28 protein-coding genes are annotated in these 25,732 nt (G+C 49.3%); 11 read left to right on the forward strand and 17 right to left on the reverse strand.

The window, feature by feature from the left end:
- Window positions 1-2 precede the first annotated feature (2 nt).
- Entirely contained in the window at window positions 3-1,340 is a 1,338-nt protein-coding gene (rlmD, locus tag AT746_RS15550; RefSeq protein WP_062482052.1) for a 23S rRNA (uracil(1939)-C(5))-methyltransferase RlmD, read from the reverse strand.
- Window positions 1,341-1,686: 346 nt separating this feature from the next.
- Between rlmD and AT746_RS20300 the strand changes: the two genes are divergently transcribed.
- Window positions 1,687-2,070, forward strand: coding sequence for a GreA/GreB family elongation factor (locus AT746_RS20300; RefSeq protein ID WP_062482055.1), 384 nt, complete (start codon window positions 1,687-1,689; stop codon window positions 2,068-2,070).
- A gap of 242 nt (window positions 2,071-2,312) precedes the next feature.
- A complete protein-coding gene (locus AT746_RS15560; RefSeq protein ID WP_062482058.1) occupies window positions 2,313-2,687 on the forward strand; it encodes a GreA/GreB family elongation factor in 375 nt (124 codons plus the stop codon).
- A gap of 187 nt (window positions 2,688-2,874) precedes the next feature.
- On the opposite strand, the gene acpS is transcribed toward AT746_RS15560, so the two are convergent.
- The 4 genes from acpS to AT746_RS15585 all read right to left on the reverse strand — a co-directional run bounded on the left by acpS (window position 2,875) and on the right by AT746_RS15585 (window position 5,262).
- The gene (gene acpS, locus AT746_RS15565; RefSeq protein ID WP_062482061.1) at window positions 2,875-3,252 is read right to left on the reverse strand and encodes a holo-ACP synthase; all 378 of its coding nucleotides are present in this window, start codon (window positions 3,250-3,252) and stop codon (window positions 2,875-2,877) included.
- 226 nt (window positions 3,253-3,478) lie between these two features.
- Window positions 3,479-4,210 carry a pyridoxine 5'-phosphate synthase gene (gene pdxJ / locus AT746_RS15575; protein ID WP_062484298.1) on the reverse strand — a complete coding sequence of 244 codons (732 nt, stop codon included), beginning with the start codon at window positions 4,208-4,210 and terminating at the stop codon, window positions 3,479-3,481.
- A complete protein-coding gene (recO, locus tag AT746_RS15580) occupies window positions 4,207-4,923 on the reverse strand; it encodes a DNA repair protein RecO (RefSeq protein WP_062482067.1) in 717 nt (238 codons plus the stop codon). Before recO ends, pdxJ begins: the two co-directional genes overlap by 4 nt.
- A 57-nt stretch (window positions 4,924-4,980) precedes the next feature.
- On the reverse strand, window positions 4,981-5,262 hold the full coding sequence (locus AT746_RS15585) for a hypothetical protein (RefSeq protein ID WP_062482070.1): 282 nt from the start codon (window positions 5,260-5,262) through the stop codon (window positions 4,981-4,983).
- Between the two features lie 90 nt (window positions 5,263-5,352).
- Here AT746_RS15585 and AT746_RS15590 point away from each other — a divergent pair, with 90 nt between their 5' ends.
- Entirely contained in the window at window positions 5,353-6,003 is a 651-nt protein-coding gene (locus AT746_RS15590; protein ID WP_062482072.1) for a hypothetical protein, read from the forward strand.
- Between the two features lie 242 nt (window positions 6,004-6,245).
- Here AT746_RS15590 and recJ read toward each other — a convergent pair whose 3' ends face one another.
- From recJ to xerD, 3 genes are all read right to left on the reverse strand, one after another.
- On the reverse strand, window positions 6,246-7,973 hold the full coding sequence (recJ, locus tag AT746_RS15595; protein WP_062482075.1) for a single-stranded-DNA-specific exonuclease RecJ: 1,728 nt from the start codon (window positions 7,971-7,973) through the stop codon (window positions 6,246-6,248).
- 48 nt (window positions 7,974-8,021) lie between these two features.
- The gene (gene dsbC / locus AT746_RS15600) at window positions 8,022-8,744 is read right to left on the reverse strand and encodes a bifunctional protein-disulfide isomerase/oxidoreductase DsbC (RefSeq protein ID WP_062482078.1); all 723 of its coding nucleotides are present in this window, start codon (window positions 8,742-8,744) and stop codon (window positions 8,022-8,024) included.
- Between the two features lie 192 nt (window positions 8,745-8,936).
- Complete coding sequence (xerD, locus tag AT746_RS15605) at window positions 8,937-9,785, reverse strand: site-specific tyrosine recombinase XerD (RefSeq protein ID WP_062484300.1); 849 nt, start codon at window positions 9,783-9,785, stop codon at window positions 8,937-8,939.
- Between the two features lie 227 nt (window positions 9,786-10,012).
- Here xerD and fldB point away from each other — a divergent pair, with 227 nt between their 5' ends.
- From fldB to AT746_RS15620, 3 genes are read left to right on the forward strand one after another with little or no spacing between them, the layout of a single operon-like run.
- On the forward strand, window positions 10,013-10,543 hold the full coding sequence (fldB, locus tag AT746_RS15610) for a flavodoxin FldB (protein ID WP_062482081.1): 531 nt from the start codon (window positions 10,013-10,015) through the stop codon (window positions 10,541-10,543).
- Between the two features lie 45 nt (window positions 10,544-10,588).
- Window positions 10,589-11,299 carry a dihydromonapterin reductase gene (gene folM / locus AT746_RS15615; protein ID WP_062482084.1) on the forward strand — a complete coding sequence of 237 codons (711 nt, stop codon included), beginning with the start codon at window positions 10,589-10,591 and terminating at the stop codon, window positions 11,297-11,299.
- Window positions 11,299-12,081 carry a CLCA_X family protein gene (locus AT746_RS15620; protein ID WP_062482087.1) on the forward strand — a complete coding sequence of 261 codons (783 nt, stop codon included), beginning with the start codon at window positions 11,299-11,301 and terminating at the stop codon, window positions 12,079-12,081. The genes folM and AT746_RS15620 overlap by 1 nt, the downstream gene beginning before the upstream one ends.
- Window positions 12,082-12,121: 40 nt before the next feature.
- On the opposite strand, the gene AT746_RS15625 is transcribed toward AT746_RS15620, so the two are convergent.
- From AT746_RS15625 to AT746_RS15645, 4 genes are all read right to left on the reverse strand, one after another.
- Window positions 12,122-12,562: a cupin domain-containing protein gene (locus tag AT746_RS15625; protein ID WP_062482090.1), complete on the reverse strand. Its 441-nt coding sequence runs from the start codon at window positions 12,560-12,562 to the stop codon at window positions 12,122-12,124.
- Window positions 12,563-12,782: 220 nt separating this feature from the next.
- Window positions 12,783-13,754, reverse strand: a complete 972-nt coding sequence (locus AT746_RS15630) for a D-alanyl-D-alanine carboxypeptidase family protein (RefSeq protein WP_062482093.1) — start codon at window positions 13,752-13,754, stop codon at window positions 12,783-12,785.
- Between the two features lie 633 nt (window positions 13,755-14,387).
- Window positions 14,388-15,233 (reverse strand): acyl-CoA thioester hydrolase/BAAT C-terminal domain-containing protein, encoded by an 846-nt coding sequence (locus AT746_RS15640; RefSeq protein ID WP_062482099.1) that lies wholly within the window; start codon window positions 15,231-15,233, stop codon window positions 14,388-14,390.
- A gap of 44 nt (window positions 15,234-15,277) precedes the next feature.
- Window positions 15,278-15,682 carry a DUF1801 domain-containing protein gene (locus AT746_RS15645; RefSeq protein WP_062484302.1) on the reverse strand — a complete coding sequence of 135 codons (405 nt, stop codon included), beginning with the start codon at window positions 15,680-15,682 and terminating at the stop codon, window positions 15,278-15,280.
- Between the two features lie 40 nt (window positions 15,683-15,722).
- Here AT746_RS15645 and AT746_RS20100 point away from each other — a divergent pair, with 40 nt between their 5' ends.
- Both AT746_RS20100 and AT746_RS15650 read left to right on the forward strand, forming a co-directional pair.
- Window positions 15,723-15,869: a hypothetical protein gene (locus tag AT746_RS20100; RefSeq protein WP_231731101.1), complete on the forward strand. Its 147-nt coding sequence runs from the start codon at window positions 15,723-15,725 to the stop codon at window positions 15,867-15,869.
- Window positions 15,870-15,888: 19 nt separating this feature from the next.
- On the forward strand, window positions 15,889-16,677 hold the full coding sequence (locus AT746_RS15650) for an IS110 family transposase (protein WP_231731088.1): 789 nt from the start codon (window positions 15,889-15,891) through the stop codon (window positions 16,675-16,677).
- 21 nt (window positions 16,678-16,698) lie between these two features.
- On the opposite strand, the gene AT746_RS15655 is transcribed toward AT746_RS15650, so the two are convergent.
- The 5 genes from AT746_RS15655 to AT746_RS15675 all read right to left on the reverse strand — a co-directional run bounded on the left by AT746_RS15655 (window position 16,699) and on the right by AT746_RS15675 (window position 23,725).
- On the reverse strand, window positions 16,699-17,811 hold the full coding sequence (locus AT746_RS15655) for a serine hydrolase domain-containing protein (RefSeq protein ID WP_062482102.1): 1,113 nt from the start codon (window positions 17,809-17,811) through the stop codon (window positions 16,699-16,701).
- A 79-nt stretch (window positions 17,812-17,890) separates the two neighbouring features.
- Window positions 17,891-18,484 (reverse strand): hypothetical protein, encoded by a 594-nt coding sequence (locus AT746_RS15660; protein ID WP_062482106.1) that lies wholly within the window; start codon window positions 18,482-18,484, stop codon window positions 17,891-17,893.
- Between the two features lie 314 nt (window positions 18,485-18,798).
- Entirely contained in the window at window positions 18,799-20,484 is a 1,686-nt protein-coding gene (gene betA / locus AT746_RS15665) for a choline dehydrogenase (RefSeq protein WP_062484304.1), read from the reverse strand.
- Complete coding sequence (gene betT, locus AT746_RS15670) at window positions 20,477-22,558, reverse strand: choline BCCT transporter BetT (RefSeq protein ID WP_062484307.1); 2,082 nt, start codon at window positions 22,556-22,558, stop codon at window positions 20,477-20,479. The genes betA and betT overlap by 8 nt, the downstream gene beginning before the upstream one ends.
- Window positions 22,559-22,831: 273 nt before the next feature.
- Entirely contained in the window at window positions 22,832-23,725 is an 894-nt protein-coding gene (locus AT746_RS15675; protein WP_062482109.1) for a diacylglycerol/lipid kinase family protein, read from the reverse strand.
- A 187-nt stretch (window positions 23,726-23,912) separates the two neighbouring features.
- Between AT746_RS15675 and AT746_RS15680 the strand changes: the two genes are divergently transcribed.
- The 3 genes from AT746_RS15680 (at window position 23,913) to AT746_RS15690 (ending at window position 25,729) form a co-directional block, all read left to right on the forward strand.
- Window positions 23,913-24,311 carry a hypothetical protein gene (locus AT746_RS15680; RefSeq protein ID WP_062482112.1) on the forward strand — a complete coding sequence of 133 codons (399 nt, stop codon included), beginning with the start codon at window positions 23,913-23,915 and terminating at the stop codon, window positions 24,309-24,311.
- A 132-nt stretch (window positions 24,312-24,443) separates the two neighbouring features.
- Complete coding sequence (locus tag AT746_RS15685) at window positions 24,444-24,782, forward strand: PadR family transcriptional regulator (protein WP_062482115.1); 339 nt, start codon at window positions 24,444-24,446, stop codon at window positions 24,780-24,782.
- Window positions 24,779-25,729, forward strand: a complete 951-nt coding sequence (locus AT746_RS15690; RefSeq protein ID WP_062482118.1) for an HAAS signaling domain-containing protein — start codon at window positions 24,779-24,781, stop codon at window positions 25,727-25,729. Before AT746_RS15685 ends, AT746_RS15690 begins: the two co-directional genes overlap by 4 nt.
- Window positions 25,730-25,732: the final 3 nt, after the last annotated feature.

Consider the following 25,732-nt stretch of genomic DNA (forward strand, 5'->3'; position numbering starts at 1 on the left):
ATTTATCTTGAAAATAACGCCATTAATTCAGTATGGGCAGTATTGGGGAACATATCCATCAGTCCTATTTTATCTACCTGCCAGCCGCTCTCAACCAGCTGCCCCATATCTCTGGCGAAGGTGGCCGGATTGCAGGAGACATACAAGATTTGCGCCGGATTCAGCCGACTCAGCCAGGGCATCACATTTGCCGCACCAGTACGAGCCGGGTCCAGCACGACTTTGCCTATCTGCCCAAGCTGCGTTGTAAGTTGCGTCAAAGCATCTTCATCACCCAGATCGGCCTGCAAAAATTCCGCCTGCAAGCTGTTTTTAAGTGCATTAGCACGGGCCTGCTCGACCATGACCTGAACACCTTCAATGCCGGTAACCTCAGCACCTTGATGGGCCATGGGCAGGGCAAAATTACCTACTCCGCAAAACAGATCCAATACCCTGTCGCCGGGTTTGATATCAAGCCAGTTCAGCGCCTGCGCTATCATGGCCCGGTTAACAGACCCATTCACCTGAATAAAGTCTGTGGGTCTGAAGTCCAGGCTAAGCTCATCCACAGGCCGATAACTGGCGAATTGGTGATCTGAGGTCAGATGTTCAAATTCCTGTGCCTCGGTTTGCAGCAGCACAGTACAGCCATGCTCTTGCGAAAAGGCCTTCAGAGCCTGGCGATCCATTTCGGGAAAGGGTCTGGTCAGGCGCAGGCACAACTGTAACTGATTATCCGCATCCAGCAGGCTGATATGACCGATATGCCTGACACACCCCAGCCCTTTGATTAATGAGCGTAAATCGGGCAAAAGTTGCTGCAATGGCGGAGTCAGCACCTTACATTCGCTGATATCCACCACTTTATCTGAGCCCTGGGCGCGAAACCCCAGATGCACGGAGGATTTGCCTTTGCCCGTACGGGCATCCAGTGCCAGCCTGACTTTGCGCCGATACCCCTGATCTGAACCGCTAAGCGGTGCCTGCCAGTTCAGTGCTGTCACACCGCCAACTTTATTCAGCAGTTGATCAACGGCCTGTTGCTTATATTCCAGCATAGGTAACTGAGCGATATGCTGATGCTGACAACCACCACATTGACTAAAGTGTGGGCAGAAAGGCGCGATACGTTTCGCACCGGGCTTGAGTACCTGCTCCACGGTCGCCCGCCAGAATCGTTTTTTACGCTCATATACCCTGGCCCTGACCTCTTCGCCGGGCAGTGCACCCTCTACAAAGACCACAGGTTGATGAGTACTACATACCCCTGTGCCACTGTGATCTAACTCGTCAATTGTCAGGGTTAATGGTTTTTGTGGCGGCTGTTTTTTTCGCGCGGATTCATATAACTGCACCATCTGCCAGTCCCTTATTTTTCCAGTATCACAGTGGCCATGGCGTAATGCTGCTCATCGGCGATACTGATATTAACGAAACTGCCATGAACCAGCAAACCACTTTTTTTAAATATTAGCCAAGTGCAAAAGCACACTACAAAGACTTATCATCTATGTACTTGCTTTATTTTTTTTCGGGGATAATATAAGCAAGCTATGAACACAAAGAATTACGCACTACAGAGCACCGCACTTACCTTTCCAAATTAAGCCGAGCGCAACACCTGCGTTCGGCGCTTTCTTATTTTCAGTAATTTAATACTCTTTATTTATTAGTTCGGTTGGAGCCAATGCCGTGCTTTTACGTATGTTTAGGTCTCTGAGAGAAAAAAGAGAACATCCCGAAAAAATTCTTGTGAACAAGAATCAGACACTATTACTGGATCCTACAGAGCTCCGTCTTTTACTGGAGAGGTTAGAGCAGAGCCAACAGAGCAAGTCACGACTGTCCGGTATCGTAAGGTTGGGCTCATGCGTAACGATCCGGGACCAGGAATCAGGCAATCAGATCAGTCTGACATTGGTCAATACCTCTGATGCAGATCCCCTGAATAATTACATCTCTTTTTTAACTCCTTTGGGGTTGTCACTAATAGGATTGCGAATCGGGGAGACGGCGAAAATACAATATAACGGGCTCATAATGAAATGGGATGTGGTATCAGTAAACCAAGGGAAAATTTATTTTTAATCTTGCCATACACCTAGTAAGAGGAGGGTGCCATTTTGGAGTAACTGTGTTGCGCAATCGATTGAATCACATGACATTGAACAATAAAGGTGAATCCAATGAGTAAAGAAAAAGATAAAAAGAAAGCAAAACTTACACTAAAAGAGAAACGAAGAATAAAGAAGAAAAAGAAAGAGAAAGATACTGATAATTAACATGTTTAGGGGGCTCTTATGAGCCCCTTACATTAAGGACTATACATAATGAGCATTAAACCTAACATCATAATTTCTACCGTTGACTTAGCCATTATTGAAAATAGCATAGAGGACTCGCGCCTGCCGAAGGATTTTCAGGATGCGTTAGAAACAGAGCTAGCCAGGGCTAATATTGTTGCACCTAATGCACTTCCAGCTGATGTCATTAGCCTAGGAAGAAGAGTAACCTTTAAAATTACGGAAACCGGACAAATTCTTACAAGGAAACTTATTTCTCCAAAACAACGAAATAACGAAGATGACTGCTTATCTGTATTTGCACCATTGGGCGCAGCCTTAATAGGTATGGCAGTGGGTCAAACTATTCAATGGGCTACACACCGTGGCTTAGAGACAATTGAGGTAATCAGCATAGCCTGACGCTTTCTCGTCAGGCTTTTTTTATTGATTGCCAAACAGCCTGACTTATAAAAAACACGCGCGAATCGTTTCAGTTTTAGCGTAATATTTTTGCTAATAATCCAATACATTATTGCACGACTATGGGGATAAACATATCTCGATTCTGATTACAGATATATACGCCGTACAAACTGATGTTCAGGTTTTATTTTTCCAGTATCACAGTGGCCATGGCGTAATGCTGCTCATCGGCGATACTGATAAAGGTAGCGGTTAACGCCCACTCCTCTGCCAGTTGCTGTAAATAACCGGAAAGATGCAGGTAAGGCTGGCCACTTTCATAATGGCGAATCTCCATCTGCCGGAAACTCACACCGTTGCCAATACCGGTACCGAAGGCTTTAACTGTGGCTTCTTTAGCGGCAAAGCGCTTAGCCAGAAAACGGGCCGGAAACTGGTGAGCTGACCACTGTGCCAGCTCTGCTTCTGTCAGTATCCGCTCGGCCAGACGCGAAGAATTTTGCAACTGGCGTTCAATACGGGCAATTTCGACGATATCCGTGCCGATTCCGATAATGGCCATTGTTAATTCACCACAGAGGCACGGAGGACACAGAGGTTAAAAAAGGTAAAGCCTTCAGGAACAGAAGCGCGTCCATCCGCAGGTTTTATCACTCTGTATGCTGTGGAGTTAAAAATTTTCGAAAGTATCGTAGCCTGGATAAAGTGCCGCGGAATCCGGGAACCCTGTCCCGCAATCCGCTTCGCTCCTTGCAGGCTACATCTCTGTGACTCTGTGGTGAACATCATCACAGCCTCGCCTCCAGCATCAGGCGTTTCATATCTGCCACGGCTTTTGCCAGTCCATCAAAGGCGGCCCGGCCGATAATCGCATGGCCGATATTCAGTTCAATAATTTGTGGCAAGGCAGCAATGGGTTTCACATTGTGATAGTGCAGGCCATGACCGGCATTAACTTTCAGCCCCAGGCTGTGAGCATAGGTCACGCCGTTGGCAATGCGGGTCAGCTCCCGCTCGCGGGCAACTTCTGTTTGCGCATCAGCATAAGCACCGGTGTGGATCTCGACATAGGTCGCCCCTGCACCGGCACTGGCTTCTATTTGGTTTTCATCGGCATCGATAAACAGAGACACCTCGATTCCCGCTGTCTGCAGTCTGTCACAGGCCTGCTTGATCCTGTCGCTGCTGCCAGCCACATCCAGGCCGCCTTCGGTGGTCAGTTCCTCGCGCTTTTCCGGCACCAGACAACAAAATTGTGGCTTAATGCGTTCGGCAATTGCGAGCATCTCTTCGGTAACCGCCATTTCCAGGTTCATGCGGGTTTGTAGTGTCTGGCTCAGCAATTCCACATCACGATCCCTGATATGCCGGCGGTCTTCACGCAAATGTACGGTGATGCCATCAGCTCCTGCCCGCTCAGCAATCTCTGCCGCGTGCACGGGATCGGGGTATGCTGTACCGCGAGCATTACGCAGAGTAGCAATATGGTCAATATTGACGCCAAGTAAAATATCTTTCACCAACTGGACTCCTGAACTGGTTGTAAAAATAATTCCCTGCTCTTCAGTGGCTTATCACCTAGTAAGGGCTTTAACGCGATACGGGTTAAACGCTTTGCGGCTTTAAGGGACTCGCTGTGCCATTCTGCCTGGGCAATATCCAATAACGCACTGCCACTGAAGCTCTGGCCCGGTGCATAGCCACCTCGCTGCTTTATCAGCCCCTGTTGCGGTGAAAACTGATATAACGCGTCGGGCTGAACAGGTTCGCCCTTGTCGCCTGTATGGCTCAGTGCAACGGCATATCCAAGCTCCTGCAATAGCAACAGTTCATATTCACGCAATATGGGTTCGATATCTGCCTTCGCCGCCAGCCCCTGTAAACTCATCCCATAGGCCTGATACAGAATATCAAAGGGGATATCAGCAGGTAACAGGCGTAACAATAATTCATTCAGATACATGGCCGAATAAAGGTGATGACCATACAGCGCAAAAGCCGGGCCACTGGCCTCAATCTGGCGCAGAGTTTTTAAATCGTGACGACCGGCCAGACTTAACTGCAGCGGCAGAAAAGCCTGCACCAGAGAGCTTCTGGCCTGTTTACTGTTGCGCACTCCCTTTGCCACCACGCGCTGTTTGCCCTGCTCCTGTGTAAACACGTCCACCAGAAAACTGGTTTCCCGGTAGGCACGGCGATGCAGCACAAAGCTGTTAAGAAAAGTGCTACTCAAGGGTTGGATCGCAGCAAATCAGTCATGCCAATAGTCTATCAGTTTATGTAATACCGGCTAGGACTGACAGATCCTGACGATTTTCATATATTCGAATTCCATACCGGCAACGATTTCTGTTTCCGGGTAATAAGTAATATTCACCAAAGCGCCCTGTAAACTGCGGTAGCGCTTTTTGCGTTTAAAGCGAAAAGGCACGTCATGGCCTTCCAGCATCAGGGTATTAACCAGCCACTCATCGTCTTCTCGTTGTACGTGAGATATCACCTTCATCTGCTCCGAATGGGTGAGATCCGGATGCTGTTCCAGCAGTTGCTTGGTTTTGTCTTTTTTTGCCATGCCTGTACCCTGAATCTTGTTGTGGCTTGCATTTACCCCAGCCTCCCTCTAGTCTGACAGACCGGAATAACACAGGGAAGCGGTATCAACGTGCATCTGTTACTTATAACCTTAACCCTATTGCTGTTAAGTGGCTGTGCGGAACAACCAGAACAATCCGAGTCACAGCTCAGGCTGGCCTCAGTGCACCAACAGGCACAAAAGCACCTGAATCAGGCCCGCGAACTAATCAGTTCTGAGGTAATCAGACACCCCGCCCAACACCTTGAAACTATCTTTGAAGGCCATCGTCTGGTTATAGAAGCCCGACAAGTATACCGTAAAGCCGATGTTTTTGGACTGGAACCGCAAGCATTATCTGATTTCGAACAGCAACTGGCGGAATTTAACCCCATTCTCGCTGAGCATGCTGTTAGTCTGATGCAAGAGCTAAAAGAACGTACGTTGATATTGCGTGAAAAGGTTCAGAAAATTCGTGACGCAGAATCCGGCGTCGGCAAAGTATCAGGGGCCCAGTCCATTAAACGCCTCTCCCGCCTTTACAATGATGAAGTGGATAAGTGCTGCTTAAGAGATATTTACTCTGTTATTGAAATTCTGCATCATCAACAGCCAGAAACCTACTCAGGTGTTGTTCAGCTTGGTATGCGGGCCACAGATGAAATGGTAAAAATACTGCAGAACAAAAACCACGCTGCCATTTTTCAACGAAAGATTGATGCACTAAAACCGTCAATTTGAAAGTAACCACAAAGGCACAGAGGAATAAATAAGTTATCAGTCTGCAGCCATCAGCTTTCAGTCACAAAAACAAAAAACCATATTGACGGCTGATCACCGCACTTTTTCTGGCGACTGACAGCTTAACACTGAAAAATTATTAGTTAGTCCAATAAATTGGACCCTACATAGAATTGCCTTTCTCCGTGGCCTCTGTGTCTCTGTGGTGAAATTTCTTTTTCGTGTGGTTCGTGATAAAGACATCAGTCGATGGCGGCCAGTGCTTCCACCATCAATTGCAGCGATACTTTGCCGCGGAAATAGTTAATATCCAGCCGGTAAGCCAGTTGCACATTGCTCGTTTGTGAGTTTGGCCATTGCGCTAAATCCACATTAAAAGCGATGGCATCGATCAGCTTGCCACCGGGTTCACGTACCATCATTTTCAGGTGCTTACTGCCCACCAGGCGCTGATCCACCAGTTCAAACTCACCGTCGAACAATGGCTCTTCGAAACCCTGCCCCCAGGGCCCACCGTCTTTAAGTTGCTGTGCAAATTCAAGACTGAGCTCAGCACTGGTTAAAGGCCCGTCGCTGACAATCTCTCCTTCCAGCGGATGGCCCTGCAACCACTCTTCAGCAATCTGGTGAAACACCTCTTCAAAGGCCCCGAGCTTGTCGGCCTTAAGGGAGAGTCCGGCGGCCATGGCATGACCACCAAACTTGTCGATAATGCCCGGGTAGCGACTGTTAATTTCCTCTAATAAATCGCGAATATGCAAACCCGGAACAGAGCGGGCTGAGCCTTTGAGTATCTCGTCATCCTGATGGGCAAAGGCAATGGTCGGGCGAAAATAACGCTCCTTGATTCGGCCTGCAAGAATACCAATCACACCCTGATGCCAGTCGGGCTGATAAAGCACCAGGCCAAAGGGCAGTTGTTGTTCATTGAAACTTAACTGCTCAAGGGATTTCAGCGCCTCACTCTGCATTCCGGCCTCGATTTCGCGCCGTTCACGATTAAGGCTATCCAGTTGTACTGCCATTTGTCGCGCTGTGCCCTGATCCTCTGCCAGCAGGCATTCAATGCCCATGGCCATATCATCCAGTCGCCCGGCCGCATTTAAGCGCGGGCCGACCACAAAACCCAGATCACTGGCCTGGATCCGCGCAGGTTCACGTCCGGCCACTTCAAGCATAGCGGCAATACCAGGCCGGCAACGACCGCAGCGTATGCGTTGCAGCCCCTGATACACCAGAATGCGGTTATTGCTGTCCAGTCTGACCACATCGGCCACCGTACCCAGGGCCACCAGATCCAGAAAATCAGCCGGATTGAGCGCTTTTCTACCCTGCTTTTCAAACCAGCCCTGTTGTTGCAACTCCCGGCACAGGGCCAGCATCAGATAAAAGGCCACCCCCACACCAGCCAGATTCTTAGAGGGAAAGCCACAGTCAGAGAGATTGGGATTAACGATAGCATCGGCATCAGGCAACTGCTCGGCTGGCAAGTGATGATCAGTAATCAGTAACTGCATCCCCAGTTCCCGGGCACGTTCAGCGCCTTGTAAACAGGCGATGCCGTTGTCCACCGTCAGCAACAACTGCGCACCCTGTTGATGGGCGACATCCACTATTTCAGGGCTCAGACCATAACCAAAATCAAATCTGTTAGGTACAAGATAATCGACCTGACTAAACCCCATTGCCTTTAATGCCAGCACGCAGAGCGCTGTACTGGTAGCCCCATCGGCATCGAAATCACCGATAATCATGATTCGGGTCTGATTTTGTAAGGCCTGGGATAAGAGTGAAACGGCGCTATCGATGCCCTTTAACTGCTGATAGTGGGCGAGATTGGCGGTCTGGCGTTTGAGTTCAGATTCACTGCAAATGCCACGGCTGGCGTAGATCTGCCGTAGCCTGGGATGCAAAGTACTCTGGTTGTCGCGCCATTGGCCTGGCGTTCTGGCAGCAAGCTTTATTGTCATAAGAACAGAATAGATAGGCCCCTCGCGGTCCGGGAAGGGCGAATTACATCAGGAATTAATATCGTCGAGAATCTTGATCAGCTCTGCTGGCGGCTGATAGCCCGGGATCATATTGCCGTTACCAAGAACTATCGCCGGAGTACCCTGTACCCCTACCTGCTGGCCGAAACTGTAGTGTTCACTGACCTTGTTCTGACAACGCTTATTGCTGATATCTTTACCGTCTTTGGCATCGGTCATGGCCTGCTGAGGATTGCCGGCACACCATACAGAGACCAGATCCGAGAAACCCTCGCTGCTGACGCCGCCGCGGGGAAAGGCCAGATAACGCACGGTAATGCCCAGGGCATTATAGTCGTCCATTTGCGCATGCAACTTGCGACAATAGCCACAGGTGGTATCGGTGAAAACCGTAACCTGATGCTTTTCATTGTCCGCTTTGAATTCAATCACAGAATCGGCAAACCGCTCTATCCCCTGCAATCGCACAGCAGAGAGCGCTTCTTCGGTTTCATTCCGCAATCCTTTATCTAAATTAAAGACTTTTCCGTGCACCAGGTAAGTGCCATCTTCACTGATATAGAACAGCCCTCTGCTGGTCATGGCCTGCAGCAATCCGGGTATCGGAGAAGGCTCGACGCTGATAACTGACAGGCCGACGCCGTCGGTGATCTTAGCGCGTATCTCAGCATAATCCTGCTGTGCCTGCGCTGTAAAAGATAACACCGCACACAGGCCTGAAATGGCAATAACTGAAAGAGTTTTAATCATAAAATATCCAAAACAACGGGGGATTAACTATCAGACCCACTTTCGCGGGAAATCATTACAGCGGATCATTGTAAACGCTGGCCGCTTCGTATACCAACCAGTTCGGGATAAACCACCATTATTCAGGATTTACAGCGGTTAAATTCACTCACAAGGCCGCCTGAACAGATCATAACGGCCCGATACAGGGTATCAGCCTCTGGGATGATGCTCATCAATCAGGTTCTGCAGTCTTTGTGTGGCCACATGGGTATAAATCTGAGTGGTGGAAAGATCAGAGTGCCCCAGCAGCATCTGCACTACCCGCAGGTCTGCACCATGGTTGAGTAAGTGAGTGGCAAAAGCATGACGCAGAGTATGCGGAGATAAGTTCTGCTCGATCCCTGCCTGCACGGCATAATGCCGTATACGATGCCAGAAGGTCTGGCGGGTCATTTGCCGGCCACGGCTGGAGGGAAACAACACATCGCTTTGCTGTTTCAGTAACATCACCCGGCCCGCGCGCAAATATTCCTGGATCCAGCTTAAGGCCTCCTCACCCAAAGGCACCAGGCGCTCTTTATTGCCTTTACCGGTAATACGCACCACCCCCTGTACTGTACTCAGTTGCCCTAATCGCAGGCCCACTAGCTCTGACACCCGTAAACCTGTGGCATAAAGCACCTCCAGCATGGCTTTGTCACGCAGTTGAATCGGCTCCTGTGTATCCGGTGCCTCCAGTAAGGCTTCAACCTGATGTTCACTCAACGTTTTGGGCAGAAACTTACCCAGTCTGGGGTTTTGCAACAATGCCAGCGGATCATCCTCACGTATTCCATGAGTGATCTGGTATTTGACCAGCGCCCGCAGGCTGGAGAGAAACCTTGCGGTGCTGCGTTCAGACAAGCCCTGATCATAACGATCGGCAAGATAATGCTGCAATTGCTGCAGGGTGAAGGTATCGAGACTGATATCCTGCCCACTCAAGCTATGACAGAAGCGGTTCAGGTCACTGCGGTAGGCCGACAGCGTATTCTCGCTAAGGCCCTTCTCCAGCCACATGGTGTCAATAAAGCCATCCACCAGCGCCTGATTCTCACTTAAGAATTTACTGTTGTTGTGTTCTTTTGCCGCTGCCACGAAGAGAGTCTTTCAGATATCGACCATGGTACCTATGCTAACACCGACACCGAGACAGCCTGAAGCAAATTGACAGATGTGCTCAAAACTGGATCTTATGGGGTTATCCAAGCACAATATGCGCAAATTTCAGCAAACAACCTTATTTGATGACGGACACCAGCGCCAAAATCGGTCTTTTTTACGGTTCCAGCACCTGCTATACAGAAATGGCCGGTGAAAAAATTCGCGATGCCTTAGGCGCAGATCTGGTAGAACTGCACAATATTCAGGAGGTGCCCCTGAAGCACGCGGAACACTACGATATCCTGATTTTTGGTATCTCAACCTGGGACTTCGGCGAACTGCAGGAAGACTGGGAATCAAAATGGGACGATATCCGCGAGCTGGATCTGAAAGGCAAAGTGGTCGCCCTCTACGGCCTTGGCGATCAGATTGGATATACCGACTGGTTTCAGGATGCTCTGGGCATGCTGCATGACGAGCTGGTCTTGCTCGGCTGTCAGATTATCGGCTACTGGCCCAATCAGGGCTATGATTTTGCCGCTTCCAAGGCGCTGACCGAAGATGGCAGTCATTTTGTGGGGCTGTCACTGGATGATGAAAACCAGTACGACCTCAGTGATGAGCGTATCGACAAGTGGGTGGATCAGTTACTGGAGGAAATGCAGCAGCTGTGAACCAAAGCCGCTTGTCTGACGTAGGTTTTTTATTTAGGGCCGATAATGTCTGATACACAGCAAGTCATTTTAATCACCGGTGCTGCCCAGCGCGTAGGTCTGCATTGTGCCAAGGCCCTCAATCGCCAGGACTACAAAGTTGTCATCAGTTATCGTCGTCAGCGGCCGGTTATCGATACGCTGACAGAAAAAGGCATTGACTGTATTCAGGCCGATTTTGCCACAGTTGAAGGGGTCGAAAACTTCACTGATACAATCCGTCAGCGCTACCCGCAACTGCGCGCCATTATCCATAATGCGTCCGACTGGAAACACGACAGCATCCACAACCAGGCTGACATTTTCGAACAGATGATGGCCATTCATGCCCGCGCCCCGATGCTGATCAATCAGCGACTTGCCGAGCGGCTGAGTGGTGAAAAAGCCGATATTATTCACCTGACCGACTATGTAGCCAGTACCGGCAGTGCCAGGCATATGGCCTATGCCGCATCCAAAGCCGCGCTGGAAAACCTGACCCTGTCTTTTGCCCGCAAGCTGGCGCCAAAGGTCAAGGTGAACGCCATCGCTCCGGCACTGATTTGTTTTAACGAGGGAGACGATGAGGCTTATCGTCAAAAAGCACTACAAAAGTCCTTATTAGGCATCGCGCCGGGAGAGCAGGAAGTACTGAAAACCATCAACTGGCTATTGGATTCTGACTTTGTCACCGGTCGCATTGTCGCCCTGGATGGCGGCCGCCACCTTAATTTCTGATGCAGCCAAGACTTTATCGCCCCTGGTTTCGCAATGGTCCTGATCACCGAGAGGGCGAAGATGTCAGCTTTGCCGATATCAACCGGGTATTTGGCTTTCGCACTGTCACCGTGGGTAAATGGGTCAGCAAAGACGAACAACAGCTTGCCGCCAATCTTTTCTTCGATGCCTTTTGCGATCTGATGCTTATTCTGTCGGTACCCGAACAGGTGATTTCCTTAAACGGCCAGCTCTCGCTGACCTTTGGCAGCGGCGGCCGCAAACACGCCAGCGCCCACTATGAGGCGAATACACGTACTCTGGCACTGGCCAAGAATGCCGGCGGCGGCGCCCTTGCCCATGAATGGTTTCATGCCTTTGACCACTATATCTGCCCGCGGGTGTTTAAGCAGGCGGGCCGCACTGATTTTGCCTCAGCCAGCTGGCTGGAGAAAACACCACTACTCGACCACCCCCTAAACCAGCGGCTGGCAAAGTGGTTTAAGCTATTGTTTCTTACCGATGACGGTGAACAAGGCAACACCTACCTTCAACAGGCGGTCAGCATTGACAAGCAAATGAACAGTTTCTATTTCGCTCAGCCACAGGAGCTTGCGGCCCGGGCCTTTGAGGCCATAGTGCAGAATCAGCAGCTGAAGAATGCCTTTTTGGTGCAAGGTACCAAACAAAGTCAGGAGGCTCAGATGGGGCTCTACCCTGCAGATGAGCACCTGCTGGCACTACAGAGCGTCCTTTTTGAATATTTTTATCTGCTTGGCCGCGCCCTGGATGGGCGCGGCTGAATCGGCAGCGTATTTTTGCCTTTTGTTTATGGCGTGATATCTATTTATGTTCATGAGCATCCACCGGCTCTTCAAAGGCGATCACAACTACGCACTGCTCTTTACTGACACACTTGCCATCGTGTACGACTTTTGCCGGACCATAAGCGTACATACCTTCTTTGAGATGGGTGGTTTCCTGCCCCTCATATTTAACATCCAGTTCACCAGAGACCAGCACCATTCGCTCAGCTGACGTATGCCAGTGTGCAGGAAATTCATATCCGCCCGGTATTTTAAAGTAGATGTCAGCGTTTGGCTTTGAAGGATCGCCATGCAGCACGGCAATCTGGCATCCTTCAGGAAAAAACGCCGGACACGCTCCCCATTCAAGGGAGCTATCATCATGAGAAGCCGAGATGGCCTGTTCACCGGCACCCACGCCGGATACTGAAAACAACATTGCCGCCGCCACTACAAACTTGCATAGATTCTTTTGCATTACTCACTCCTTAAATTAGTTTGATTCGGTTGCTTAACGCCAACAGCAGGAGCGGGATGGCAGCCACGCTGCCAGTCCACTGTTCTGACTACCTGATGCGCAGCATGTTATCTGAATAACAGATCATAGGAGTCATCTGGCAAAACAGCCAGCGTATGGCGCAGAGGCCGGACTGTGGTAAGCACCGCTGGCCGGAACGGGTAAGCGCAAAGACACCGAGCTAGCCCCTGAAACCTGTTCCCGGGCTTTGCACATGCTCTATCATTTTTTCCATGTCTTTATAGCGACTTAAACTTGTAATGCGTCGTTCGCCTTCAGTAACTGAGTCCAGCTCACTGCCCAGAGTCACAATGACAACACGCTCACCAGAACGCTGTTTCAACAAAAGAGCCAGACAGGCTCTGGCGTTTATGGTTGTGCCGGTTTTTCCTCCAACCACTTGAGTCCTATCAATATTATCAAGAGTGCTAAGCAGTGCTTCATCTCTCGCATTGTCACCTTGAATTTTTGCTATATGTTCTCGTACTGATATGACGTCTTGTATAACCGGGTTGGAAAAAGCGGCTGATGCCAATATCGCCAAATCGCATGCGGTGCTGTATTGGCGCCATAAGTCCTGCCCACTGGGATTACAAAATCGGGTGCTTTTCATCCCGAGCGAATCTGCAAGCTCATTCATGGCGGCTACAAATCGAATTGTGGGATCTCCGGTTGCCGATTCATCTTGCAGCATCGTCTGCCCTATGGCCCTGGCTGTTGCTCTAGCCGCATCGTTACCGGATGCCAGCAACATTCCATAGAGCAAATCCAGGTAGCTGACAATATCACCTTGCTTTAGTTTCATACTTGAACCTACAGGTTCGGCAACATCTGATGCTTCGATGGTGACATATTCATCTTTAAGTAACTTTCCGCTGCTCACTAAAACCAGTGCTGTTGCAAGCTTTACAATGCTCGCGGGGGCATACCTGAAATGATGATTTTTTTGTGCAACGACTTTTCCCGAGTCAACATCGATACAACAAGCAGAACGGGCAGATATTTCAGGAGTTCCACAACGCCGGGAAGCAAACAAGTCAGGTAAATGACGACACCATACAGCGAAATTTATCACGCTAAATAATCCCTGATATGATTTGGCCCGTACTTTTGCCCTGAGATTCCAGTAACGCGTTTTTATTTTTTGCAACATAGCGCTTTCTTTAAACATGTCTCAAGGTGTCAGCGTTAATCGGCATCGGTATGTAATCTATGCGCGGACTTTGCGTCACGATGTGGGAATCAGATTGTATACCATTGGATTGACTATGCCCCGGCCAGCGCGAATCTGCAATTTGTGGCAGCGTTAAATGACTCTTGACCATACTGCCGGCCAGCGTTCAGATTTTTCTGTTGGAGAGAGTTGTTTAGGGCTAACCGTAATGGATGGCCTAAGAGAATACCTGCCGGTAAACAGGGCTTTGGATATCGCCCCTCTTGTTTCTGTGCCCTTAGCATGTGTAACAGCGATTATTTGTTTGCAATGACGACATTGCCAAAAAGAGGCTTGCTCTGAACCTTGTTTAATTTCGTTGAGTAATTCTCGCGGAGAGAACGATATTGTGCCATGGACATCTGAGAGATAAGCCAGTCCGTGCGCAACGCAAAAGTCACAGTCGCACTCGCGAGCCTGGTATTCCTCAATTGGAAGCGGAAAAGACGCCGAAACGTTAATTTTTCCGCAATTGCATTCAGAACAATATTCCACTCCATCCTTCCCATTTTATTCATTACATACCAAACACCCGGAGCAGATTGCGCGGTGTTCAGCGGTAGCGCTTAAATGCTAGCCACCTTTGAGCTTATTGATAAAGGTGCGATACATGGCAGTATCTTTTTCCAGAAACTGATAATTTAACAGGTGATCCAAATCGTTGTAATGAAGATGCTCACACCGATTCTCTCGTTTTTCGTTCATTTTCTGACAAATTTCATTTGCCATCTGAGGTGCAGGCCAGACTGCATCATTCCCCCCGGTCATCAGTACCACCTGAGCACTTATATGGTTAACAGGAATATCTGCTTTATTGCCGTCAACCCGATTCGCTAATGACTGAGTGTACAGATCGCGCAAACCGTTTACCTGCCCCGATGGTTTAAAGGGAACATGAGCTAACGCTTGCCCTTTCTCTGTCCAGCTTGATGAAGGCACTTTCGTCCAATCCTTTAAAATGCCGGCCCAAACTACAGAACTTGGCGCAATAGCCACCACTCTTGAAATCTGCTCATCCTTTGTCGCCAACAACAGCGCCAGCTCTGCCCCCTTAGACCAGCCAACGATAATTAACTCATCTGGTTTTACATTGCTCTGATTTTTTAACCAGGACTTCGCCTGAGTAAAATATTCCAGCGGAATCTTTTCTAATTCTTCAGGTAAGCCGTCGGCATTAAAATAGGCAAGAGCTAACGTTGGATACCCTGCCTCAACAACAGGCTCTGCAAGCTTTTCAGGTATCCCACCCTCGGACCCGCCCAGAACCAACACAGCAACCCGTTGCTCAACCGATGAAGAGGGGTAGTATTTTCCAACAAGACCATCTTTCACTCTGTTTAAGTCAGTAACTGAGGCATAGATGCCATGACTTATTAACAGTGAGCCAACTAATGTCAATTTAATAAATTTGTTTAACATGCTTTTTTCTTTTGTCTCTACAGTTGTTGGGCGTTTTGATCACCTCAGGCGCCAAGCAAAGGGCGATGCTTCAGGCTATGGTAGGTCAACGCCATTTGCAGGCAATGGCCCAGTGGATCTTCTTTTAAAGTAGCATCCAGAGGGATAACAATCGCTCGCTTACCCTCATATTCAAATTCATCCTGGTATATCTCCCTGAATGTTTCGATTAACCTGGTCTGGCAATGGAAACACACCTTTATGGCGTTCGGATCTTTTGCTTTCCAGTCCATTCGAATCGTAGTGCCGCCCTTCACAAGGTAGCTGGCCTCGCCCCACTTAAGCGTTTCCTCAACATTACCCAGGTGGTTTTCTTCTGCAACCAGAAAAATCAGGCGGCGAACGGCTTCAAGTTGTCTCTGAGCCTCAGCGGGGTATGTTGCAAATTTAGCTTCAATTTCGGATTTCACGGGGCCTCGAGCTCGTATAGCAAGCAAGAGTCAGCTTATTATGAACCATCAAAAAGAACAAATCGAAGTCAACGTGGGCGTGGATGTGGGTAAGTCGAAACTGGATATCCATCTGCATCCCCTGGAGCTGCATTTCAGCATTCCTAACCAGCAAGAGGCGATTAGCAAAGTCGTCAAAAATCCTTAAAGGTTATCCCATTAAACGGATTGTCACGGAAGCGACAGGTCGTCATGAGCATGCCTTTTTGTTTGCTCGTGACCAGGCAGATTTACCTGTTGTGGTAGTCGACCCCATCAAGGTCAGACGGTTTGCCCAGGCGCTGGGCGTACTGGCTAAAACCGACAAGATTGATGCCTCGGTCATCGCCCGGTTCGCGGTTAAGATTGAGCCTGAAATAAAACCTATCCCTGAACAACAGGTGCGTTTAATCAAAGACTTACTGGTTCGTCGCAGCCAACTTCTGGAAATGGCAACAATGGAAAAGAACCGGCTGCAAATCATGCCCAGGCCATTGCACAAATCCATCAACAGCCTGCTTAAAACGATACAAAAGCAGATAGACAGTGTTACCAGCCAGGTGGATGAACTTATCAGTCAGTCCAAAACCTGGCGCACAAAAACGGAAATACTGACCAGTGTTCCCGGGGTTGGCAAGGTTCTGGCCTATACCCTGCTCACAGAGCTTCCAGAGTTAGGTGAGCTTAACCGTAAAGAGATTGCCGCATTGGTAGGCGTGGCGCCGATGAACAAAGAGAGCGGCGCATACAATGGCAAGCGCAGAATACGTGGCGGGCGCCACCGTGTCAGAACCGTGATGTTTATGGCCATGATGTCAGCCATACAGTGTAATCCGGTTTTTAAGCGCTATTACGAACACCTGAAAGCTGCCGGGAAGCTACCCAAAGTGGCACTGATAGCCTGCATGCGAAAGCTTATTGTTATCCTGAATACGCTGTTAAAGAACGAGGAGAAATGGTGTGAAAAAGTAGCTTAACTTATTGACACGGGGCCACAGTCACTTGTTAGGTAACTCTGCACCTTCGCCAAGCAGTATAGGTAATATATGATTCCTACTTAGCCGGTGGTGCGTCGCGTTCTTATATTTGCTGTCGTGAGCGTTCAGTAAAAGAATTATCAGAAGATCACGATTTGGAACAAACTGAATCAAAGCGGTGTAGCCATAGTCAGTACTGCCACCCATCTGAACAATTGGCTCACCACTTATTTCGACCTGAGCTAAACTACCTAACAACCATCGCTCGTTCGCCTCAATAAAAACTGAATTTGGCACCCCAGCAGGGAATATTGTTCCGTTTTTAAGTGCAACAGACCAGGTAGCCAAATCATCAATTGACATAACCATACCACCAGCACCAACTAGCGCCCAGGTTAAGCCCTTTTCAAAAGTGGTACTGCCTTGGTCATCGCCCCCGTAACCACGAGCCATGTTATTTACTGTTATTCGTTGATCTTGATAGAAGCCGGTGTTGCTCATATTTAATGGGGTCAATAATTTATCGTGAACGTAATCCTGAAAAGGCTGCCCGCTCACTTTCTCGACAATAGCCGCCAATAGAGTATAGCCAGCATTGGAATACGCAATTTTCTCGCCCGGCTTAGCAATTAACGGCATAGATAAGATTCTGCTTTCAGCCTCGACTTTATCCATCAACTCAAAGTCAGAATCATTGTGAAAGTTATCCAAGCCACTTGAATGTCCCAAGAGCTGCATAATTGTTATTGGCTTTACATCATCAGGTGCTGTTGGATAAAAATCTCCTATCGTATCTGAAAGTTCCAACCTTTCGTCCTGGGCAAGTTGTAGCACCGAAGCTGCAGTAAACGTTTTCGCAATTGACCCCATATCAAAAATAGTGACAGCACTATTCTTCACAGAGCCTTCTCTGTCTGCGTAACCATATGCACTCTTAAATAAAACAGCATCACCCTCAGTAACCAGAACCAGTCCATCAAAAGTACTCGCCATGTGTTCTCGCTGAAGCTCATCGGCCAAACTCATGATAACCCCATTATCCGACTGAGTGATTACAGAAACATTACGATAGTCAGATGCGGCGCTACAACCTGAAATAGCCAGAACAAATAAAATTATGGTTAGTCGATTCATTATATTCCTAAGTTACCTAACGCCCGTAGCAGGCGCGCGTTAGCGCGTCCAGCCCGCAGGGCGATTTTGCCTTGCCTTGTTAAGTTTTGTCTGCATTTGCGACAAAGTGATCATAATATTTTCGCGCCTCTTCCTCTGGCCCTAGCGCAACGTCAATCAGCATTTGAAGGCTCCATACGGGGCCGGGGACTACCTGCTCTAAGTCTAGATCTTCGGGGTAAGCTTCTGGATCTATCGCCATTTCAAAGTTTTCAAACCACCAAATTTCTATTTTTCTCAGTAGACCGACCATTTCTTCAAACGCTTCAGCGACATCAAAATCTACACCTGACGAGGCAAACGTAAGCATTTCGTGAGACAAGGTGTTGCGACACCTTTTGATATGTTCGAATTTCTCTAAATCTTCATCACCAATAGCGCCCATATCTTGTAGCCATTTCAATGATGCATAGAGAGGGCTTCTATTTAGACTAAGCACCTTTTCTTTATATTCAGGGCTAACAATCATCCCATTTTCATAAAATCCATTTGTAAAAAAACCTTCGATCTTTTCAATAATACTGCTCTTGAGCATTTCGAAGGCCATCGAAAATATAGAGGCTGTAATAATATTTGTCTTAAGCGTCTCAGGATGAAGTGCTCGCTCCCATGATGCTTTAACTTTTTCATCCATGCTCGATCTCTATAAAGAAACTTAACAGTGTATTAGATGGAATTCGGTATAAGTCCGAAACCATCTGTTCTTGTATATGGACACTTTACCCAGTTTTCTCCCCTTGGGACAAGTGCTTATCATTTTTATACGGCGCAGCTTAAGCATTCTTGCTGTGAAAAGTGAGCTATTATATTTAGTGGGATCGTTATAAGCATTCAGGTCAGACCATGGTGATGATTTACAATCAAAAGGATATGTCTGGCCGGGTCGATATAAACCACAGGCATATACAAAATGGTAAGCTGATTCAGTAAGAATTCTGTTTATTTGAGTCAGCCGCTACGTTCAGTCTCCCGCTGTTTTGTCTGCCAGTCGGCCGGTGAAAACACTTCCACATCTGCCGGTGGCAGGCTGAGGCCGAGAATATGGTCTGCGCCTTTTTCGCCGATCATAATGCTGGGTGCGTTAATATTACCATTGGTGACAAAGGGCATAATGGACGAGTCCACTACGCGCAGATTTTCCACCCCATGTACCCGACACTCGGGGTCCACTACGGCCATGGGATCGGTGCCCATTTTGCAGGAGCCGCAGGGGTGATAGGCCGAGGCGGCGGTTTCTGCTACCCAGTCATCAATTTCATCATCAGTTTGCACATCATCGCCGGGTGAGAGTTCTCCGGCCCGGTATGGGTCGAAGGCGGGTTGTTCAAAGATTTCCCGGGTCAGGCGCAGTGCACTGCGGTAGCACTGCTTATCTTCCTCTTCGCTGAGGTAATTAAAGAATATCTTCGGCGCGGCGGCGGGGTCGTTACTGGCCAGCCTGACCCAGCCACGGCTGATGGGCTTGTTCGCCCCCAGATGTACCTGATAGCCGTGCCCTTTGGCGGCGCTGGAGCCGTCATAAGCGATGGCACCGGGTAAAAAGTGATATTGAATATCCGGGTATTCGAGCCCGGCTCTGCTGCGAATATAACCATTGGATTCAAAATGGTTGGTGGCGCCAAGGCCGGATTTAAACAACAGCCAGCGTGCACCGATCCATGCCTGCCCAAAGGGATTAAGCCAGCCGTTGAGGGTGATTCTCTGTTTGCAGTGATGCTGCACCCAGACTTCCAGATGATCATGCAGGTTCTGCCCCACTCCGGGCAGATCGTGCACCACCTCAATGCCATGCTCCTTAAGATGTTCAGCAGGGCCGATGCCGGAGAGCATTAACAGCTTCGGCGAATTAAAGGCACTGGCAGATAAAATCACTTCCTTTTTGGCCTGCACCTGAAGTGTTCGGCCTTTGTACTGATACTCCACCCCTACGGCCTTTTTGCCATGCATCAGCACTCTGGTAGTCAGCGCATGGGTCTGCACCTGTAAGTTGGGCCGGGCCATGGCGGGTTTAAGATAGGCATTGGCGGTGGAGCAGCGCACGCCGTCGCGCACGCTCATATCCATGCGGCTGAAGCCTTCCTGACGAAAGCCATTATAATCCTTACTCTCGCCGTAGCCCGCCTGCTTACCGGCCTCAATAAAGGCGCGGTAAAGCTCATTCTGCATATTGTTGCCATTGCATACCCCTACCGGGCCACCAGCAGAGCGGTATTCATCGGCGCCATACAGGCAATCTTCTGCCCGTTTAAAATAGGGCAGCACATGCTGATAATCCCAGCCCTCGGCGCCCATGTCCTGCCACTGCTGATAGTCTCCGGCACAACCGCGCACAAAAGCCATCCCATTGATGGACGACGAGCCGCCGATCACCTTGCCCCTGGCCTGGTGCAGCTTTCGGCCTTTAAGCCCCGGCTCAGGCTCGGTGTAAAACTGCCAGTCATATTTTGGCTTATTCATGGGAATAGAAAAGGCGGTGGGCATCTGAATAAAGATGGAATTATCCTTACCACCAAATTCCAGTACCAGTACCTGATCTTTACCATCTTCAGTAAGGCGACTGGCCAGCACCGAGCCGGCAGAGCCGGCCCCGACTATGATGTAGTCCACACTCTGGTCAAATTTAAACTCAGCCATGGGCATGCTCTGTTTTATCCGGATCATCAGGCAACTGCGTATCGGTTCCCATTGTCTCGCGCTGGGTATGCAGGAAGTAAAGGTGCCGTTCGTACTGATCAAGAATATCGGCGATCACCTGCTCTTTGCTGTACCCCGCCAGGTCATAGCCCTGACCGCCTTCACCAATATGAACCTCAAGGCGATAATAATGGCTGCCTGCTCCCGCGGCCCGTATTGAGAAGGCCGGCATCAGGCATCGGCGCGGCCAGATCTGATAGGTAAAGTCCTGCTCTGTGCCTTTATCCACATTCAGAGCCAGGTATTCCTCATCACCTGTTCCCTGCTCAATTTCCACCTGCAGCCCCTTATCCACCAGTTCCTTATGGATTTGCTCCATAGCCGGTTTTGCCACGTCTTTTAAGAACTGCTGCGCTTCTTTATGGCTGGGGAAGCTCAGGGCATTGCTCAGGCGTTTACGCCAGCTGCCCGACGCTTCTTCGCCGGTCCGGCCAGACAAAAAGCCCGCCATGCTGCCACGATAGCTGGCCTCTTTTAAGCCCTCCACACGCAGCGCTTTGCTCAGACCCACCATCATCAACAGAAGCACAAAGGCAAAGGGCAGCCCCATGATCACCACTGTCCCCTGCAAGGCACTTAGCCCGTCTGTCATCAACAGCGCCAGGGTCAACAGACCAATTAACGAGGCCCATAATATGCGCATCCAGCCCGGGGCATCATGATTCGGATCGGTCAGTACCGAGGTCAGATTGGAGAGCACCAAAGAGCCCGAGTCACCGGAAGTCACAAAAAACACGATAGCCAGAATGGTGACCACCACAGTCGTAAAGCCCACCCAGGGCAGACTCTGCATGAACAGGTAGATGGACGAGCCCGGATTATTCATGGCCTGCTCACCAAAGTTCTCTACTCCGCCACCACTCATAATCAGTTCTATGGCACTGTTACCCATAATTGACATCCAGGCCATCATAAAAGTCAGCGGCAGGATCAGTGAACCGGCTACAAACTCACGGATTGTGCGGCCACGGGATATGCGGGCCAGGAACAAGCCAACAAAAGGCCCCCAGGCAATCCACCACGCCCAGAAAAACACCGTCCAGGCATTCAGCCAGTCAGTAGGCGGATCAAAGGCATAGGTATCCATCGACAGGCTGATAAATTTGGAAAAGTAATCACCAATATTCATCACCAGCGCGTTAAGTAAAAACACCGTCTGGCCGCTGAACAACACAAACAGCATCAACAACAGCGCCAGCAACATATTAAATTCAGACAGGCGCCGGATGCCTTTATCCACCCCGGTCAGGGCGGAGATGGTGGCGAAGATCACAATCACCACCGCCAGGGATGCCTGAGTGACAACAGACTCTGGAATACCAAACATATAATTCAGACCAAAATTAAGCTGAATAATGCCAATGCCCAGACTGGTGGCAATACCGAAAATGGTGCCCAACACCGCAGCGATATCCACTGCATGGCCGACAGGCCCATGAATGCGTTTGCCGAAAATGGGATACAGCGCAGAGCGAATGGTCAGTGGTAAACCGTGACGATAACTGAAGTAGGCCAGCGACATGCCCACCAGCGTATAAACACCCCAGCCAGACAGCCCCCAGTGCAGGAACGTCAGCTCCATGGCATGGCGGGCGGCAGCCTCTGTGCCCCCCTCACCCACCGGCGGTGCCAGAAACTGTGTTACCGGTTCGGCGATACAGAAAAACAGCAAATCAATACCGATACCGGCGGAAAACAGCATGGCAGCCCAGGTCACAATATTAAAGTCCGGCGTGGAGTGGGCCGGCCCCAGTTTGATACTGCCGTAGCGGGATAAACCTATCCAGATCACAAAGACCAGATACGCCACTATGGCAAGAAAGTAGAACCAGCCAAAGGTATCTGATATCCAGCCTAATACGGCATATATAATATTGCCTGCGGCTTCGGTGAAAAACATCGCCCACAGCGCAAAAAACGCGATGCCGATGGCGGAGCCATAAAATACTACAGGGTTGATTCTGTCTTTGGGTTGCCCGTTTGAGGCATCTTCCACATCGGTTTTGCTGGTCATCTCCATCACCTTTATTCTGGTTGAACTGGAATTAGTGACTGGCAGCACCTGCGCCGGAACAATCTGAATCAACAGACACAACTATGGCTGTCGGATTGCTATTCAGACATACCGGGAATACTAACAGGGGGTTAAATGCATTCAGTTGCTACCTGGTGTTGTTTTTATTGCATTGCCTTTAATAGATAGAGGGGGATAGTCAGGGTGTCAAGAAATCAGCCCCCATTGAGCGCATAACAAGGCCCGCTAACAAGCTGAACAAAAAGGAAAAATTTAAGCCTCCCTGGCAGGGACTTTAAGCCTCAGGGCATTGACGCAGCAACAGATTCTGGCCGGACTGGTACCGAAAAACTCACCATCCCCTTCTATAGGCAGATTAGGTGTGTCGATGTTAAAGGTATTGTCCTGCCAATATTCCACTGCCGCGGCATTCAGGTGGGTGCCGCTAAAAACACGCCACAAATAATAGAATTTCCTCAATAGCGACGCTTTACCAATCCAGCAACAGTCCAGTAAACCGTCACTCAGCTCAGCCTTTGGTGCTATCTGCATACCGCCGCCGAAATACCGGCCATTAGCAAAAGCCACCAAAAAGGTTGGCTCATTTTTGCTGCGTTCGGTGCTTGTCAGCGCAACCTTTTGTTCCTGATAACCTAACAGCTTAACCAGCGCGGCCAGTAGATAGCGCCAACGGCGCAGGGTTCTGGGCTGATGGTCATACATTCCGGCAACAATTTCACCGTCAAAGCCCAGACCCAGCACATTGACAAAATAACGATCATTACATAATCCCAGATCAATCCTGCTGCTATGCTCACCCAGCACCACTTCGATGGGATCATCCCCTTTGCGGTACAGATTGCGGGCAAAGTCATTGCCACTGCCACAGGGCAGCAATCCCATTATCACATCGGTGCCGGCCAGGGCATTCACCGCCAGATTCAGGGTGCCATCGCCGCCTATCACCACCCAGTCTGAGTAATCTGTGGTGCATTGTTGTAAATGGCGCTGGTTGGCCTGGTCGTTGTCTGTGGTATACCAGATATCGAAATCCTCTGAGGCCTGCTGCAAACGCTCAGTCAGGCGCTGGCGATAGATTTGCGCAAGACCACTGGCCAGAGGGTTGATAATAATCAGAAAACGACGGGATTGGGGCGTATCAGACATCGGCTTTGTTGTTGTTATTCTTGTTGTTAACAGTTTGCGTAATTGCCCGCCCCAGTCAACTGGTATCTCGACAGAGAAACTATGATGGGGTACAAAATATTGAAGTCGGGTAATAATCACGTATGCTGAGAGTATCTGAGTTTTGCTGATATCCAATAATAATAATTCAGAAGCCTTCAGGAGCACTATGAACCGAGAGACCCTCTATCAACTGCATGTCAGTGGTAACGTGCTGTGCGTGCAGTTGCGTCATATCTGGTCAAAGCAGGTGGTGAGAAAGGTTTTCGCTGACGTCAAAGTCGCCGTATCTGGGATCCAGCATCAACCCTGGGCGGCCTATGTGGATATGCGCGATTGGATCATGCCGACTATGGAGGCACTGGAAGATTTTCAGTTGATTTACGACTGGTGCGCCGCCAACAATCAGACCCATGAAGCCACTGTCTGCAAGTTTGCCATGCAGGAACGTATTGTCAGAGAAAGCTCAAGCTACGATCCCGAATTTCACTTCTATACCCAACAGCCTGAACAGGCGGAAGCCTGGCTAAAACAGCAAGGCTTTGATTTTACCCTGCCGGATTTCTAAACACTCATAATCCACTGTTTGTTACAGCAAAGAAAAATTTCTTGAACTACTACTGTGTGTCACATAGTATAAATACTGTGCGGTACACAGTGATTACCACACAGGTTCAAAAATGCAGGAAACACATTACAGATGACAAATTCTCAGCTAAACAAAATGCGGCTTGAACTGCGCCGCGGTGCACTAGTGCTGGCTGTACTCAGTTCACTTAAACAGCCTCACTACGGTTACTCGCTGAGAAAACAATTGCAGCAATCGGGCATTGATGTGGAAGAAGGTACCCTTTACCCCCTTATCCGCCGCCTGGCCGATCAGGAGCTGTTAGACAGCCAGTGGCGCCATACCGAAGGCCGCGAGCGACGTTACTACCAGCTCTCAGCATTAGGACAGGAACTGTTAGAACAACTTAGCGGGGAATGGCGGGCATTAACCCGTTCTGTAGACACTTTGTTAACGGAGAACAATCAGTGAATTTAATCCAGCGTTATATCCATGCCGTAGAGCAATACCTGCCGGAAACGGTCAGGCAGGATGTAGGCCGTGAGCTTAAGGCCAATATCGAAGATCAACTGGAGGCGCAGGAGGAAAGTGCCGACTCCCGGAATACACCAAAGCAGGTTGAAGTTATTCTGAAACAGCTGGGTCATCCGGCGCAAATCGCCGCCAGGTATCATCCGCCTGCACCACTGGTAAGCCCGGCATTAATGACCTTGTATTTTAAAGCGCTGGCTTTTGTAATGGGGTTGTTGTTTGTGTTGCATATACTGGATCTGAGCCTTGGCTATATCGCTGCCTCAGATTTCAGTCTGATCCGGTTTTTATTGCAACTGAGTCTGGGCTTTGTAGACACGGCGACCTGGGTGTTTACCAGCGTCACGCTGATATTTTATGCCATTACCGCTACAGGCAGTGAAGAGAAATGGCTCGGATATAGCAACTGGCAGCCAAAGGATTTACCTGATACTGGCCATCCCTGGCAACACCTCAGCAGCACCCACACCCTCACAGATCTGGTCACCAATGTGTTTGTATTATTTGTGATCTGGCAACCTTTGTGGCGCTCTGCCGAATCACTGAGCGACTCCTGGTTTGCGTTTGCGGGGCCATTTGAACAGCTTTTCCCGGTGATAACCACCCTGTTAGTATTGTCCCTGCTGTTTAATCTGTGGTGTTTTCGTTTCCCGTACTGGAATCGAGCCACCCTGCGAATTAACACGGTGCAGAATCTGATTTATGCCGGGCTGCTGTTTTATCTCGCCAGCCTGGAGCAAATCGTCGTGCTCACCGATAAAGCACTGAGTCTTCCGGTTAGATTTGATCTCAACAAAAGCATTTCTATAGGGTTGGTACTGGTAGCAGTGTATTTGCTCTATGAGGTGTTCAGGGATATCCGGCGGTTAAGATTACTCAGAGCCTGAGCT

The organism is Lacimicrobium alkaliphilum, assembly GCF_001466725.1.
GTDB classification, from domain to species: Bacteria; Pseudomonadota; Gammaproteobacteria; order Enterobacterales; family Alteromonadaceae; genus Lacimicrobium; species Lacimicrobium alkaliphilum_B.